The 15,017-nt window shown below is 67.8% G+C and carries 17 protein-coding genes; 6 read left to right on the top strand and 11 right to left on the bottom strand.

Annotation, left to right across the window (positions count from 1 at the left end; genetic code table 11):
- Nucleotides 1–63: 63 nt before the first annotated feature.
- Genes ACFULV_RS02665 through ACFULV_RS02645 form a run of 5 tightly spaced genes read left to right on the top strand, consistent with a single transcriptional unit; the run spans nucleotide 64 to nucleotide 5,118 of the window.
- Entirely contained in the window at nucleotides 64–864 is an 801-nt protein-coding gene (locus tag ACFULV_RS02665) for a TIGR00730 family Rossman fold protein (RefSeq protein WP_378652287.1), read from the top strand.
- Nucleotides 858–1,406 carry a TIGR00730 family Rossman fold protein gene (locus ACFULV_RS02660; protein ID WP_378652285.1) on the top strand — a complete coding sequence of 183 codons (549 nt, stop codon included), beginning with the start codon at nucleotides 858–860 and terminating at the stop codon, nucleotides 1,404–1,406. The genes ACFULV_RS02665 and ACFULV_RS02660 overlap by 7 nt, the downstream gene beginning before the upstream one ends.
- An 11-nt stretch (nucleotides 1,407–1,417) precedes the next feature.
- A complete protein-coding gene (locus ACFULV_RS02655; RefSeq protein ID WP_378652282.1) occupies nucleotides 1,418–3,184 on the top strand; it encodes a long-chain-acyl-CoA synthetase in 1,767 nt (588 codons plus the stop codon).
- A gap of 21 nt (nucleotides 3,185–3,205) precedes the next feature.
- Nucleotides 3,206–4,183, top strand: coding sequence for a dihydropteroate synthase (gene folP, locus ACFULV_RS02650; RefSeq protein ID WP_378638245.1), 978 nt, complete (start codon nucleotides 3,206–3,208; stop codon nucleotides 4,181–4,183).
- Nucleotides 4,180–5,118: a glucosyl-3-phosphoglycerate synthase gene (locus tag ACFULV_RS02645; RefSeq protein ID WP_378638247.1), complete on the top strand. Its 939-nt coding sequence runs from the start codon at nucleotides 4,180–4,182 to the stop codon at nucleotides 5,116–5,118. Before folP ends, ACFULV_RS02645 begins: the two co-directional genes overlap by 4 nt.
- 56 nt (nucleotides 5,119–5,174) lie before the next feature.
- Here the strand turns inward: ACFULV_RS02645 and ACFULV_RS02640 are convergent, their stop codons facing one another.
- The 10 genes from ACFULV_RS02640 to sigE form a co-directional block, all read right to left on the bottom strand.
- Nucleotides 5,175–5,621 (bottom strand): DUF6640 family protein, encoded by a 447-nt coding sequence (locus ACFULV_RS02640; RefSeq protein ID WP_378652279.1) that lies wholly within the window; start codon nucleotides 5,619–5,621, stop codon nucleotides 5,175–5,177.
- A 1-nt stretch (nucleotide 5,622) separates the two neighbouring features.
- Nucleotides 5,623–6,216 (bottom strand): TetR/AcrR family transcriptional regulator, encoded by a 594-nt coding sequence (locus tag ACFULV_RS02635; protein ID WP_378652277.1) that lies wholly within the window; start codon nucleotides 6,214–6,216, stop codon nucleotides 5,623–5,625.
- A gap of 103 nt (nucleotides 6,217–6,319) precedes the next feature.
- Entirely contained in the window at nucleotides 6,320–7,399 is a 1,080-nt protein-coding gene (locus ACFULV_RS02630) for an XdhC family protein (protein WP_378652274.1), read from the bottom strand.
- A 100-nt stretch (nucleotides 7,400–7,499) separates the two neighbouring features.
- Nucleotides 7,500–8,066: a hypothetical protein gene (locus tag ACFULV_RS02625; RefSeq protein ID WP_378652272.1), complete on the bottom strand. Its 567-nt coding sequence runs from the start codon at nucleotides 8,064–8,066 to the stop codon at nucleotides 7,500–7,502.
- Between the two features lie 116 nt (nucleotides 8,067–8,182).
- Complete coding sequence (locus ACFULV_RS02620) at nucleotides 8,183–9,040, bottom strand: hypothetical protein (protein WP_378652270.1); 858 nt, start codon at nucleotides 9,038–9,040, stop codon at nucleotides 8,183–8,185.
- A 191-nt stretch (nucleotides 9,041–9,231) separates the two neighbouring features.
- Nucleotides 9,232–9,651 (bottom strand): Sec-independent protein translocase protein TatB, encoded by a 420-nt coding sequence (gene tatB / locus ACFULV_RS02615; protein ID WP_378638257.1) that lies wholly within the window; start codon nucleotides 9,649–9,651, stop codon nucleotides 9,232–9,234.
- 114 nt (nucleotides 9,652–9,765) lie between these two features.
- Nucleotides 9,766–9,963, bottom strand: coding sequence for a hypothetical protein (locus tag ACFULV_RS02610; protein ID WP_378652268.1), 198 nt, complete (start codon nucleotides 9,961–9,963; stop codon nucleotides 9,766–9,768).
- A gap of 104 nt (nucleotides 9,964–10,067) precedes the next feature.
- The gene (locus ACFULV_RS02605; protein WP_378652265.1) at nucleotides 10,068–11,630 is read right to left on the bottom strand and encodes a trypsin-like peptidase domain-containing protein; all 1,563 of its coding nucleotides are present in this window, start codon (nucleotides 11,628–11,630) and stop codon (nucleotides 10,068–10,070) included.
- 10 nt (nucleotides 11,631–11,640) lie between these two features.
- Nucleotides 11,641–12,009, bottom strand: a complete 369-nt coding sequence (locus ACFULV_RS02600) for a hypothetical protein (protein ID WP_378638261.1) — start codon at nucleotides 12,007–12,009, stop codon at nucleotides 11,641–11,643.
- A 59-nt stretch (nucleotides 12,010–12,068) separates the two neighbouring features.
- Entirely contained in the window at nucleotides 12,069–12,731 is a 663-nt protein-coding gene (gene sigE / locus ACFULV_RS02595) for an RNA polymerase sigma factor SigE (RefSeq protein WP_378638262.1), read from the bottom strand.
- Nucleotides 12,732–13,107: 376 nt separating this feature from the next.
- Between sigE and ACFULV_RS02590 the strand changes: the two genes are divergently transcribed.
- Nucleotides 13,108–13,740 carry an O-methyltransferase gene (locus tag ACFULV_RS02590; RefSeq protein ID WP_378638264.1) on the top strand — a complete coding sequence of 211 codons (633 nt, stop codon included), beginning with the start codon at nucleotides 13,108–13,110 and terminating at the stop codon, nucleotides 13,738–13,740.
- On the opposite strand, the gene glgC is transcribed toward ACFULV_RS02590, so the two are convergent.
- Nucleotides 13,737–14,954 carry a glucose-1-phosphate adenylyltransferase gene (glgC, locus tag ACFULV_RS02585; protein WP_378638266.1) on the bottom strand — a complete coding sequence of 406 codons (1,218 nt, stop codon included), beginning with the start codon at nucleotides 14,952–14,954 and terminating at the stop codon, nucleotides 13,737–13,739. The two genes, ACFULV_RS02590 and glgC, sit on opposite strands and share 4 nt — an antisense overlap.
- Nucleotides 14,955–15,017 lie beyond the last annotated feature (63 nt).

Here is a 15,017-nt window from a genome sequence, read left to right as displayed (position 1 = left end):
GTGGCCCGGCCGATCCGCCAAGTACGCGCCCGTGCCCGGAATCCAACACAGTAGGTTGGATTCATGTCTACCGATTCCGCTGATGAACAGGTTGGGAAGGCCAAGCCGAAGTTCCGTGGGCCGGTGATGTTCCGCCGGGAGCGCAAGCCCGGCGTGCGGACCGCAGACCGGAACCTGCTCGATACGCGGCAGGACAGCGAGTGGGTGCACACCGATCCGTGGCGGGTGCTGCGGATCCAGGCCGAGTTCGTCGAGGGTTTCGGTGCGCTCGCGGAGATTCCGCGCGCGGTGACGGTGTTCGGCTCGGCGCGCACGGGTCCCGATCATCCCGAGTACGTGGCGGGCAAGGCGATCGGCACCGCGCTCAGCGAAGCCGGTTTCGCGGTGATCACCGGTGGCGGGCCCGGCGCGATGGAAGCGGCCAACCGTGGCTGCTCGGAGGCGGGCGGCTACTCGATCGGGCTCGGCATCGAGCTGCCGTTCGAGCAGGGCCTCAACAACTGGGTGGATCTGGGGATCAACTTCCGGTACTTCTTCGTCCGCAAGACGATGTTCGTGAAGTACTCCCAGGCCTTCGTCTGCCTGCCCGGTGGGTTCGGCACCCTCGACGAATTGTTCGAGGCGCTCACCCTGGTGCAGACCCGTAAGATCACCCGGTTCCCGATCATCCTGTTCGGGGTCGACTACTGGTCGGGCCTGGTCGACTGGTTGCGCAGCTCGCTGGCGGGCTCGGGCAAGATCTCGCCCGAGGATCTCGATCTGATCCAGCTCACCGACAGCGTCGACGAGGTCGTGCGGATCATCCAGGGCGAGACCGGCGACCACGCGAACATCGAACGTCTCGGCACCGAGGATCAATGGTGAGCTATTCCGTCTGTGTCTACTGCTCCGCCAGCACCACCGATCCCGAGCTGATCAGCCTCGCCGCGCGAGTCGGCACCGAAATCGCCCGGCGCGGGTGGCAATTGGTCTCCGGCGGTGGTCACGTGTCGATGATGGGCGCGGTCGCGACCGCGGCGAGGGCCGGTGGTGCGCACACCATCGGCGTGATCCCGAAACACCTGGTGCACAAGGAAGTCGCCGATGTCGACGCCGACGAACTGCTCGTCACCGACACCATGCGCCAGCGCAAACAGCTGATGGAAGCGCGCGCCGACGCGTTCCTCACCCTGCCGGGCGGCATCGGGACACTCGAGGAGCTGTTCGAGACCTGGACCGGCGGCTACCTCGGCGAACACGCCAAACCTGTAGTCCTGCTGAACGCGAACGGCTTCTACGACGGCCTGTTCCGCTGGATCGACGAACTGTCCGAACGCACAATTGTGCCCAGGCAGGCGCGTGAGCGCCTCGTCGTGGCCACCGACCTGCCCACCGCGTTCGCCGCGCTCGAACCGGCCGCCCAGTAGGAGAGATCGACGTGAGCACAGACGCCCGCGACACGGTAAGCGTGTTCGACCTGGCCAAAGCCCTGCCCGGCATGGCACTCGACGCCCCCGGCATGCTGCGCAACGCGCGCGGGATGCTGGTGGGGCCCAAGGACAAAGCCTCCATCGGCCTGTACTTCCAGCGGGTCGCGCACCGCAGACCCGATCGCGTGTTCCTGCGTTTCGAGGGCCGCTCCTACACCTACCGCGCCGCCAACGGTGAGGTGAACCGTTACGCCGCGGTGCTGTCCGCGCGCGGGGTTTCCCGTGGCGATGTGGTCGGTGTGCTGATGACCAACCGGCCCGAGACCTTGTTCACGGTCCTGGCCGTGCTCAAACTCGGCGCCACGGTCGGTCTGCTCAATTACAACCAGCGTGATCAGGTCCTCGCCCACAGCATCGGGCTGCTCGGCAGCGTGCTCAACATCGTCGGCGAGGAGTGCGCCGAGGCGCTGGAATCGCTGCCCGAGCCCGCGGCGAACGTGCTCCCCGCCGAGGAACTGGCCGAATCCGCCCGCACCGCGGCCGATTCCGATCCTGCCGTGTGCGAGCGGGTGCGGGCAGGGGAGCGGGCGTTCCTGATCTTCACCTCCGGCACCACCGGCCTGCCCAAGGCCAGCGTGATGACCCACCAGCGCTGGACCAAGAGCATGTCCGGGCTCGGCGGGCTCGGCGTCCGGTTGCGCGCCGACGACGCCCTGTACTGCTGCCTGCCGCTTTATCACAACAACGCGCTCACGGTCGCGCTGTCGGCGGTGCTCGCGGGCGAATCGACCTATGTGCTCAGCCGCAAGTTCTCGGCGTCGGGGTTCTGGGACGAGATCGCGCGCGAACGGGCCACCGCGTTCATCTACATCGGTGAGCTGTGCCGGTACCTGATCAACCAGCCGGTGCGGCCCGCCGAGAAGGGCAACCGGGTCCGGCTGGCCGTCGGCAACGGGCTGCGGCCCGAACTCTGGGACGAGTTCCGTCGCCGGTTCGGGATCAGCCGGGTGGTCGAGTTCTACGGGTCCAGCGAGGCGCCGCTGGCGTTCGTCAACGCGTTCGGCGTCGACCGGACCGCCGGGCTGTGCCCGCTGCCGTACGCGGTGGTGGAGTACGACGACGAGACCGGCCGTGCCCGGCGCGGCCGGGACGGGAAGCTGCGCCGGGTGCGGTCCGGCGGGGTGGGGCTGTTGCTGGCGAAGGTGAACAATCGTCAGCCGTTCGACGGGTACACCGACAAGAAGGCGTCGGAGTCCAAGCTGGTGCGCGACGGCTTCAAGAAGGGCGACTGCTGGTTCGACACCGGCGACCTCGTCCGCGATCAGCACTTCTGGCACATCGCGTTCGTCGACCGGCTCGGCGACACCTTCCGGTGGAAGGGCGAGAACGTGGCGACCACGGAGGTCGAGGGCGCGCTCGGGCACAACGAGAGCATCGAACAGGCTGTCGTCTACGGGGTCGACATCCCCGGCACCGACGGCAAAGCGGGCATGGCCGCGATCACCCTCGCCGCCGATGCCTCGTTCGACGGGAAGGCACTGGCCGCCACCGCTTACGGGCGCCTGCCGCTGTACGCGGTCCCGCTGTACGTGCGAGTCGTCGAGGAGCTGGAACAGACCTCGACGTTCAAGAGCCGGAAGGTGGAACTGCGCAAGCAGGGCTACGCACCCGATCCGGGCAGTCAGCTGTACGTGCTGTCCGGCCCGACCGATGGCTACATCCCCGCTTACGACGAATACGCGGCTGACGTTGCCGTCGGCAAAGCCCCGAGGTAGCAAGGTAACGTCTGATTTCGCATGAACATCGGTAACTCGTCGGGTACGCCCGGACCCCGACCAGAGAACGAACCGCCTGCCCGGAGCACCAGCAGTCGCGGTCCCGAGTTGTCGCCAGAAGTCTCGGGGAGCCGGAACGGGCGCACTCTGTGCGGGCGCGAGGTGGCGACGGATCGCGCGTTGGTGATGGCGATCGTGAATCGCACGCCGGACTCCTTCTACGACCGCGGGGCCACGTTCAGTGACGAGGCCGCGATGGAACGGGTCTCGCGCGCGGTCGACGAGGGCGCCGATCTGGTCGATATCGGCGGGGTGAAGGCCGGGCCGGGCGTCACCGTCGACGCGGCCGAGGAAACGCAGCGGGTGGTGCCGTTCGTCGCGGCGATCCGGGCGAAGTACCCGGACCTGTTGATCAGTGTGGATACCTGGCGTGGTGACGTCGCGCGGGCGGCCGTCGCCGTGGGTGCCGACCTGATCAACGACACCTGGGCCGGCGCCGACCCCGATCTCGTGCACGTCGCCGCCGATACCGGCGCGGGCATCGTCTGTAGTCACACCGGTGGCGCCGTGCCGCGCACCCGGCCGCACCGTGTCCGGTACGCCGATGTGGTGGCCGAGGTGACCGCGACTGTGGTGGCCGCGGCCGAGAACGCCGCGGCCGCGGGGGTGCGAGCCGATGGCATCGTGATCGATCCCACCCATGATTTCGGGAAAAACACCTATCACGGGCTCGAGTTGTTGCGCGGAATCGACGGTCTTGTAAAAACCGGATGGCCAGTCCTGATGGCACTGAGCAACAAGGATTTTATCGGGGAGACTCTAGGAGTAGGTCTTACCGAAAGGGTCGAGGGCACACTGGCGGCAACCGCATGGTCGGCCGCCGCGGGCGCTCGGATCTTCCGGGTTCACGAAGTCGCCGAAACCCGGCGGGTCGTGGACATGATCGCCGCGATCCAGGGCATCCGGCCCCCCGCACGAACTCTGCGAGGTCTGGCATGAAAATCCAACACCGCGAGCCCGCCTGGGCCACTACCCACACATGGGACACCCCTGATTGGACGGTCGGCGAACTCGTCGCCGCCAAGGAGGGCCGCACCGTTTCGGTGGTGCTGCCCGCGCTGAACGAACAGGACACCGTCGCCGATGTCGTGGCCAGCATCCGGCCGCTGCTCGGCACGCTGGTCGACGAACTGATCGTGCTGGACTCCGGGTCCACCGACGCCACCGCCGAACGCGCACGCGCGGCGGGCGCCGAGGTGATCTCGCGCGAGGAGGCCGTTCCCGAACTCGACCCGGTCCCCGGCAAGGGGGAGGTGCTGTGGCGGTCGCTGGCGGCCACCACCGGCGACCTGATCGCCTTCGTCGACTCCGACCTGATCGATCCCGACCCAGCCTTCGTGCCCAAGCTCCTCGGCCCGCTGCTGATGATGCAGGGCACCCACCTGTCCAAGGCCTACTACCGCCGCCCGTTACGCCAGGGCGAGTCGGTGGACGCCAACGGCGGCGGCCGCGTCACCGAACTCGTCGCCCGACCCCTGCTGGCCGCCCTTCGCCCCGAACTGGCGCAGGTCCTCCAGCCGCTGGGCGGCGAATACGCGGGTACCCGGGAACTCCTCACCTCGGTGCCCTTCGCCCCCGGCTACGGCGTCGAGATCGGTCTGCTCCTCGACACCTACGACGCGATGGGTCTCGACGCCATCACCCAGGTGAACCTCGGCGTCCGCACCCATCGCAACCGCCCCCTCGCCGACCTGGGCGTCATGAGCCGCCAGATCCTCGGCACCGCCCTGCGCCGCAGCGGCGTCCCCGACTCCGGCGCCCCCCTCACCCAGTTCCCGTTGATCGAGGGTGAATTCATCGCCCACACCACCACGGTCTCCCTCGAAGACCGCCCCCCGATGAAAACCCTTCGCCCCGAACAAGTCGCGGCGTAGTCGTTCACCTCGGGCGTCGCCTCGGTCGGTAGACCGGGTGCGGCGCCCGAGGTGTGTCAGTCCCGATGACGCGCGCTGAGTGTGACGGCGACGGCCAGCAGTGCCAGCAGGATCACCGCCAGCAACACCTGCGGGTGCAGGCCGATGATCGTGGTGGCGGCGAACTCCGGATCGTGAACGGCGGTGCCGGGAAACAGTATTGCCGCCAGCAGGCCGAGCCACGGCGTGGCCAGGATCGCGCAGGCCGTCCACAAGCGCGTCCGGGTGGCACCGTCGCGCCGGAGCAGCAGGGTCAACGCGAGCCCGCCGAGCAGGATCGACATGGCGATGTACTGGGCATCGTGGAATTTCGCGTGCGGCGGCCACGCGTCGTTGCGCAGGTGCTGTGCGGCTCCCGCCGGAATGATGAAATCGGCCAGCAGAGCACCGAATACGGTGATGACCGCGACGAGCACGACGAGAACACGCGGGGCGGAGAGGTTTCTGGAGACGACGGTCGTCATGTCACGAGCTTCCTTGCTGACGTGGGTGTTTCGAGGAGTGGGTGCGCAGGAAGTCGTCGAGGACATCGCGCACATAGTCGAGGTCGAAAGTCCGGTTGGCGACCAGGCGACGGAAGAACAGCGGACCGTGCAGCTGATCGAGCGCGAGGTCGACATCGAGGTCGGCAGGCAGGTCCCCGCGGGCGACGGCCTCGGTCAAGGTCGTGCGCGCCGCCCGGGTTCCCGACCGGTACAGCGCCTCCTTGACCTCCGCGAATCTCGGGTCGACAGCGGCCCTTTCGATCATCACGCGCATGCCCTGCTCGGTGGCCGGTTCGTGCAGCATCGCGTGAGTGGCCGTCAGTTCGGTCAGCAGATCGGCGCGCAGATCCCCGGTCGGCTCCGGCTGCGCGAGGGTGATGTGCCGGGTGAGGGTGGCGCGAACCAGATCGGTCGGCTCCGGCCAGAGCCGGTACAGGGTGGCCCGGCTGATCCCGCTGCGCGCCGCGACGGCGCCGTGCGTGAGCCCGGCCAATCCCTGCTCGATCAACAGTTCGCGAGCCGAGGCGAGCGCGGCATCACGACTGCGCACCGTTCGTGGATCGGGTGGTCGCACCGCACTCCTTCCCGGACAATCTGTTTCAGAACTTCGATACAAACTGTATCGAAATTGTCCGCGGATGAACAGGTGCCGGGTTGTTCGTATTGTCGAGGCGCCTCTAGTCCGGCCGGCGGTGGATGGGGCCGTCGAGGTTCGCCAGGGGTTGGGCCGTGGCGTTTCCCCGGTCGGCGAGGACTTGGGCGAGGATGGAGACGGCGGTTTCTTCGGGCGTGTCGGCGGCCAGGTCGAGGCCGAGCGGGCTGCGGATGCGGGCGGTTTCGGCGGCGGTGAGGCCGGTATCGCGCAGGCGGACAGTGCGTTCGGCGTGTGCCCGGCGGGAGCCGAGTGCGCCGATGAATCCGACGTCCGGCAGGCGCAGGGCCGAAGCCAGCAGGGGAACATCGAATTTCGGGTCGTGGGTGAGAACACAGACGACCGTGCGGTCGTCGATGCGGCCCGCCTCCTGTTCCGCTTCGAGGTAGCGATGCGGCCAGTCGACGATCACCTCGTCGGCTGCCGGGAAACGGGTGGGGGTGGTGAAGGTCTCGCGGGCATCGACGACCGTGACGTGGTAACCGAGGTTCGTCGCGGCGACGGTCAGTGCTCGGGTGTAGTCGTTGGCGCCGGCCAGGATCATCCGGGCGGGCGAGCGGAAGACCTGCACGAAGGTGCGGGGGCGGTCGGCTTGGGCCGGGGTGCAGTCCTGGGCGCCGACGAGGCCGTTGTGACCCGCGGTGAGGAGGGCAGCGGCGTCGTGATCGAGGCCGCGCCATGGCGGGGAATCGCCGGGGTACAGGAGTTTTCGATCGGGGGCCGACTCGAGGGTCGTGGCGTACGCGACCGGGCGGTGCGCGTCGAGCGCGGCGTGGAGCGCGCGCAGGGTGGGCAGATCGGTGCGATCGAGGCGCTCGACGAAGACTTCGATCTCGCCACCGCACGGCAGGCCGACGGTGAGTTCGTCGGCGGCGGCGAAACGCTCGAGGGTGGCGTGGCCGTCGAGGAGAACCTGGTTGGCAGCGGTGAGTACCGCCGATTCGACGCAGCCGCCGGACAGCGAGCCGAGGACCCGTCCGTCTGCGGTGACCACCATCGCGGCCCCGGTTTCGCGCGGTCCGGCACCGGTCCGGTCGACGATCCTGGCCAGCGCGAGGGCCTGATCGGGGAGCAATTCGAGCACCTGCCCGAGCAGATCACGCATCGCGCACCGGCCTCTCCACGATCACCGTCCGGGCGTTGTGACCGTGCTGACCAGCCTAGCTATCTCGGGGCATGCTCGCGCGGCGAGCGGCCGGGAGTCGTCAGTCGAGGATCTCGCGCTGCTGGAGCCCGGCCGGCACGGCACCGGTGTGGAAGAAGTCGCGGAAGATCTCCACCGCGTTGTCGGCGGTGAACACCTCTTCCGGGTAGACGTAGGTGTCCTCGTCGCCGTGCGGGAGGTAAACGGTCGGCAGGCCGAGCCGTCCGCCGGGTAGGCCGAGGGTGAAGCGCCGGGTGACGTGATCGACCGTACTGCGCAGCTGCAGCGTCATCGCGTCCGCCGAGCCGGCGCAACCGAGCGCGAGATCGCCGCGCGCCGAACTCACCGAGGTGGTGACCTCGGTGGCGGGCACCGGTTCGGGCAGCACGGTCAGATCGAGCGCGTAACGCTGATGGCCGTCCATCCGGCGCAGTGGGCGCAAAAAGCTGTCCACGTCCTCGTGCGGGCCGATGAAGACCTTCAGGCGGTCGCTGTAGGTGACGCGATGGGTGGTGACGATGACGTCGCCGCTGGCCGGCTCCGCGTCGAAGGGCGGAACGGGCCTTGGGTGACCACTCGCGTGCACGGGCAGAACCCGGCATGCGCTGGCCTCAGGAGACGAGAACATCTGATGCTCACCTACTCACACTCGGTTACTCGCTAGCAATCTAACCATCGCGGGCGACTTGTGATCCATAACAGTACAGTGATGCAGATCACCAAGCACGGCGAGTTTAGATCAGCCTACGGACGAACCCGGGTCGTAGCCAACTTTGGGTCTGTTTCATGGCGGTATACCGGGGTGAGGAGATCTGCATCGACTGGTTCGCCGGTCGCGCGGTCGTACCGGACTGCGATGAGAACCGAGAACAGATGGCTGCTCGCGCGCTCGTGCAGGGTCGCCAACCGGGTTGCCAGCAATCGGATCGCACCCAGCGAGCCGGGCGGATGCAGCCCGTCGATCAGCATGATGCTGCCGCGGCGGTCGGGCCGGGGTAGCCGGGCGAGGTAGGCGATGTCGTGGGGTTCGGTGCCGCCCGGCCGGTACACGCGGCGCGCGGCCCTGTCCTCGATGCCACGCCGGGTATCGCCCGCGCGGGTGACGGTGCGGCGCAGGCGTGGATCGGCTACCACCAGCTGACGCAGGCTCGGCGAGAGCTCGGGCCCGCCGAGAATCACCAGCCCGTCGCGATTGAGGTCGAGCGGCCTGCCCGGCATGAACGTCTCGACGTTCGCGGCGAAGCCGAGCTGCCGCAGGAGCTCGGCCAGGCGTTGGGCGGCCTGTGGGTCGGGTGCGCCGAGCAGCCTGCCGGAGCGGACCTCGGGGGCGAGCACGGTCAGCGTGCCGTGCCCGAAGAACAGTCCCTCGGGCACGGGGCCCTGGGTGCTCACCTGGTGGATGCGCGCACGCGACAATCCGGCGGCGGCACCGATCCGCGCGAACGTCCAGCCGTCGGCATGGAGTTCCCGGATCACGGCTCGCCGGATCCTCGTTAGTTCGTTGATGGTCTGCTGGGCAGCCGCCACCCCGTCGGTGGCTGCTTTGAGTCTCTCGACCTTGTCTTCGATCGCGAAAACTCGTGCCACGTCATCGGCCGACATGTGCGAAGTCTAGACAGCTCGACAGCGTTGTGTGTCTATAACGGTTGACATCGAACTGTCTTGCGAGACAACGGTCTCGGGCGCGGATTGTCGGCAAATCACAGACGGGCGAGGTCGCCGCCGCAGTGTTCGGCCGGCGCGACCTCGTAGCAAATGCCGACCGTGCGGTGTGTTTGCTGGTCCGGAGCGTGCTAGGTCGCGTCGTAGTCGACCGGGGGGCGCTCGTTGCGCTCCAGCGACTTCGGCGGCTCGGGCTTCGCCGGGGTGCCGGGCATGCCGCTGCTGGTGCCGAACAGTTGCTGCTTGTCGGGCACCGCGCTCTCCAGATCGCGCAGCACCGAGTCGTCACCGCCCAGCAGGTGCTTGGTGACCACGGCCCGCGGACTCATCCCGCGCAACTCGTTCAGCTCCGCCAGCGGCTTGCGCAGGTCGTCGAACTCCGGCCCGAGTTCCTGCTTCAACTGAGAAGTGGCGCCGCTGGCGTAGTCGCGCGCCTGGCGCAGCGCGCCCGTGGTCCAGCGGACGGCACCGGGCAGTCGCTCCGGGCCGAGGATCACGAGGGCGGCGACGAGCAGAATCATCATCTCGCTCCACCCGATGTTGCTGAACACGGATCTCAGACTACCGGTTGCCGGACGGCGGTACCGGAATGAGGTGATTGCGCCTGGACGAACAACAAATGCCAGGCGGCCTATCGGCCCCCTGGCATTCGGGCGAAAACAATTCTAGGTGGGATACACCACGATCTTGCCGTTGTGCGGTCCGCCGTAGCAGTACTCCTGGCCGTCTGTCGCCACCGCGGCCTTACCTCCGGTTTGCTGGCAGACGAACCAGTCGACGTACTGGTCGTTGGTATTCGCCGCCGCGGGCGCCGACAGCGCCCCGGCGAGCGCGACCATCAGTAGCGAAGATCCGATTGACAATTTGACGAGACGAAGCATCGTCACCCTCCCCAGGTAATTCCGAATCGAACGCCTCGAGTCTATGTCGGACGACTGCTGTTGCGCCAGAACGAAATTCGGCAGGATTAATCGGACTCTAGGGTTACCGGCACATCCACTTTGCGTCCGTCGCGAATGAGCTGGACGATCACCGTCTGATTGATCTGATGCGACTGCTCGGCCACGGTGAACTCATCCGCGCTCGTGACCTCACGGTCTCCGACTCGGACGATCACGTCGCCCTCTCCGATTCCCGCCCGTCCGGCGGGGCCATCGGGGGCAACGTCGGCGACTTGGGCGCCGCTGGTGACCTCGTTTGCGACAGTTTTCGTGCGGACCGCGAGGCGCATGGTCGGGTGGTGCATCTGGCCGTCGTGGATCAGGGTTTGGGTAACGGTGGTCATCACGTCGACGGGGATGGCGAAGCCGAGGCCCACAGAACCGCCGGTCTCGCTGCGGATGGCGGTGTTGATTCCGACCACGCGACCTTGCATATCGACCAGTGCGCCACCGGAGTTGCCCGGGTTGATCGCAGCGTCGGTCTGGACGGCGTCGATCACCGCGTTGGTGTCGCTGCCTTCGCCCGCGAGCTTCACAGGACGGTGGAGGGCGCTGACGATTCCGGAAGTGACGGTCTTGCTCAGGCCGAGCGGCGAACCGACCGCCAGCACGTCGTCGCCGACCTGCACGTCGGCGGACTTGCCTAGATTGGCCACGGTCAGGTTCTTGGCCTCGACCTTGAGCACGGCGAGGTCGGTCTTCGGGTCGCGCCCGACGATCTGCGCGGGCACCCGGGTGCCATCGGAGAACTGCACCTGGATGGCGGCCCGGTTGGACTTGTCGGTCGCGGCCATCGAGATCACGTGATTGTTCGTGACGACGTAACCGCCGCCGTCGATCACCACGCCGGAACCGGTCGCGCCGTTGTCGCCGACGGTAACCCGGATCGAGACCACCGAGGGCAGGACGGCATTGGCAACGGCGGCGATCTGACTGTGCGGTGTCTCCACGCCCGCGCTCTGATCCAGGGTTACCTCACGTGAGGTGAGGGTGGACGCGGTCTCGGCTGTGATCCGACCGACCAAGCCGCCCACGACGGCGATGCCGAGTGCAAGTGCGGACAGAATCGCCAACGCCTTGGGCGCCACCCGCGAACCGAACAGCACCTCGCGCGCGCTCAGCTTGTCCGCGACAGGCAGCCGGGCGGGCGGGGGAGTGTCGACGGCGGGCGAACCGAGCCTGGCCGCCGCGTCGGGGTCACGCCACGGATCCACCGGACCCGCGATGACGGTCTTCGGCTCGTCGGCGCCGGGCTCGCGCTGCAGCAGCTCCGAGGAGCCCTCGGGCCGGGCGAACGCCTCGGCGAGCACGCCGTCCGGCGGGCGCTGGACGAGTCCGTCGTCGGCGCCCTTGCCGGCCGCGCGCTGGGGGTCGTGCGGTGCGAACGAACCGGCTTGGCCGTTCGGGCGGCGGAACGCGCGCGCGGTGTGGCTGTCGATGTGCGGCCGGTAGACCGGGCGGGGGCCGAGGCTCGGCGCGTCGGAAGGGCGCAGGGTGCCCCGCGCGTCCTTGCGTGCGTCCGTCCTGGGTGATTCAGCCCCCGAATCCGAGTGGTCGGCCGATCCGGAATTCGTCGATTCGCCTGTCACGTCGCAGACTCTACTTGCGCCGCCACGTTGTCCACCGGGTCGCGGTGAAGGAATCTGTGATGAATCCGAGAAATGCCTCGTTACGGCGTTGCGGTTCGGGTGCGTTGCCGGGGAGGTCGGCCAGCGGGATGCGCGAGAGGCTGTCGTGCAGGCTGCGCGGAATCGCCACCTCGGCGGCGCGGCGCAGCGCGATCCGCGCCTGCTGCTGGGCATCGACCTCGGCCGCGCATTCGGTGCAGACCGAAAGATGCTGGGCGGCGCGCAGATACGCGTTCATCCGTAGTTCGCCGTCGACGAAGGCCGCGACAGCCTCACTGGCCAAGTGCTCGGTGGGCTGAAAGCGCGGTGGGCGACCTGCGGCACTGGGGTCCACACTCATGCGGATTTCTTCCTTCCGACCGACATCACCTGAGCCACCGGGTGACGTCGGAACACCCGTCACACCGATGGGGCTTCAGCGGAGTACCGCTGCTCACTTCCATTATGCGCAAGGTACTCGCGCAGTGCCTGACGCCCGCGATGGATCCGGCTGCGCACGGTTCCGAGCTTCACCCCGAGCGTGGCGCCGATCTCCTCGTAGGACAGACCCTCGATGTCACACAGGACCACGGCGGCACGGAACTCCGGCGCCAGCGAATCGAGTGCTTTCTGCAGGTCCGGGTCGAGACGGGAGTCGTGGTAGGCGTCCTCGGGGGTCGGCCCTTCGGCGGGCACCCGGTCGTAGTCCTCGGGCAGCGCTTCCATCCGGATGCGGTTGCGGCGGCGGACCATGTCGAGGAACAGGTTGGTGGTGATGCGGTGCAGCCAGCCCTCGAACGTGCCGGGCTGGTAGTTCTGCAGCGAGCGGAACACTCGGATGAAGGTGTCCTGCGTGAGGTCCTCGGCGTCCTGGGCATCGCCGGAGAGGCGGTAGGCCAGGCGGTAGACCCGGTCGGCGTGTTCGCGGACGAGTTCGTCCCAGGACGGCATGGCGGCGCGATCGCCGGTCGCGTCGAAAGCGGCGGTGCCGGTGAGTTCGGCGTCGAGTTCTTCGGCTTCTGCCGCGATGAGATCAGCGGGCAGAGTCTGGTCGGTGGCGTCTTGACGCGCCGTGTCTACCATCGGGATGGGACACCTCCTACTCGGGACCGCTGGCACGAAACCTCGCTGGTCCGGGTCAGCGAACCTTGCTTACCGACAATCAACCAGCAACTGTGTGCGGTTGTTCCCGAGCCTCGTGCCCGCCGCGATCGGCTGGCCTTGCGTAGGGCAACTATTTCCTGCCCTGATATGGGTCAGGTGTGGAGATCCTGAGTGTGACCTGAGAATTCTGGTCGGACTCGAGCCTAGTCCCGCCGGCAACGGAGAACCGGCAGTTCGGGGACTGTTGTGACCGATCCGCAAACCTTCGGCAATTGTTCGGGTCCGGTGCGACACAGTGCCGGATCCGTCCCTTTGCTGAATACACATACCCCTCCGGTGGCTTAGCCTCATAGCTGTGGCATCGAACGTGGAGCGGAACCTGGCCTATGTGGAGGAGTCCGTCGTCGAGGACGAGGTCCTTCTCGAAGCGCGTGAGCGGGCCACCGAATTGGGTGCCGCGCCGGTGCCCGCGGCGGTCGGCGCGCTGCTGAGCATGTACGCGCAGATGCTGGGCGCGCGCTCGGTGGTAGAGGTCGGTACCGGGGCGGGCGTCAGCGGGCTGTGGCTGCTCGACGGGATGCGGGAGGACGGGACCCTGACGACGATCGACTCCGAGCCCGAGCATCAGCGCGCGGCCAAGGAGGCGTTCCGGACCGCCGAGATCACCCCGTCGCGCACGCGCCTGATCAACGGGCGCGCGCTGGACGTGCTGCCCCGGCTGGCCGACGGCTCCTACGACCTGGTCTTCATCGACGCGGCGCCGATGGAACACCCCCACTACGTCGAACAGGGCGTGCGGCTGCTGCGTGCGGGTGGCGCGTTCATCCTCAACAACGCGCTACTCGGCGGGCGGGTGCCCGATCAGGAACAGCGCGACCCGGCGACACAGGCCGTGCGCGCGGCCACCAGGGCGATCGCCGAGAACCCCGAGCTCACCAGCGTGCTGATCCCGATCGGTGACGGTCTGCTCTGCGCCTCGCGGGGCTAACCGACCCAGATCCCCTTGCCGACGGTGACCACACCGCCGTTGCTGACGGCGAAACGCTCGCGGTCGCGGTCGAGATCGAGGCCGATGATCTCGCCCTCGCCGACCACCACGTTCTTGTCCAGGATCGCGTGGCGCACCACCGCGCCACGCCCGATCCGCACTCCGGGCATCAACACACTGCCCTCGACCGTCGCGCCGTCCTCGATCACCACGTTCGAGCTCAGCACCGAATTGCGGACCGTGGCCGCCGACAGGATCGAGCCTGCCCCGACGATCGATTCCTGGGCGAGCCCGCCCTGTGCGAACTTCGCCGGCGGCAGGTTCTCCGCCGCGCCGCGAATCGGCCAGTGCTTGTTGTAGAGGTTGAAGACGGGGTGCACCGAGACCAGGTCCATGTGCGCCTCGTAGAAGGCGTCGATGGTGCCGACGTCGCGCCAGTAGCCGCGGTCGCGTTCGGTGGCGCCGGGGACGTCGTTGTCGGCGAAGTCGTAGACGGCGGCCTTGCCGTCGGCGACCAGCTTCGGGATGATGTCGCCGCCCATATCGTGGTCGGAATCGGAGTTCGCGGCGTCGGCGCGGATGGCGTCGACCAGCACGCGGGTGGTGAACACGTAGTTGCCCATCGAGGCGAACGTCACGTTCGGGTCGTCGGGGGTACCCGGCGGGTGCGCGGGCTTCTCCAGGAACTGGGTGATCTTGCCGGACTCGTCGGAGTCGATGCAGCCGAACGCGCTGGCCTCGGCCCTCGGCACCCGGATCCCCGCGACGGTGACACCGGCGCCCGAGGCGATATGGCTGGCCACCATCTGTTCCGGATCCATCCGGTACACGTGGTCGGCGCCGAACACCACGATGTAGTCGGGATCCTCGTCGTAGATCAGGTTGAGCGACTGCATGATCGCGTCGGCGCTGCCGGTGTACCAGCGCGGCCCGAGACGCTGCTGGGCGGGCACCGGGGTGATGTACTCGCCGGTGAAGCCGGACAGTCGCCAGGTCTGGGAGATGTGGCGATCGAGCGAGTGCGACTTGTACTGGGTGAGCACGCACAGACGCAGGTATCCCGCGTTCACGAGGTTGCTCAACACGAAGTCGATGAGCCGGTAGGCGCCACCGAACGGAACCGCAGGCTTGGCGCGGTCGGCCGTGAGTGGAAACAGTCGTTTGCCCTCGCCACCGGCGAGCACGATCCCGAGTACGTGCGGCTGGCTCCTCACCCTGCTCAAAGTACAGGGCCAGCGAGGTTACGGTGGCCCATGTCGACCCGAGGGTCTAATTTG

The sequence above is a fragment of the Nocardia sp. NPDC057272 genome, assembly GCF_042668615.1.
Taxonomy (GTDB): Bacteria; Actinomycetota; Actinomycetes; order Mycobacteriales; family Mycobacteriaceae; genus Nocardia.
The sequence above is the reverse complement of the archived record's forward strand: the minus strand, read 5'-3'. Positions and strand labels throughout refer to the sequence as shown.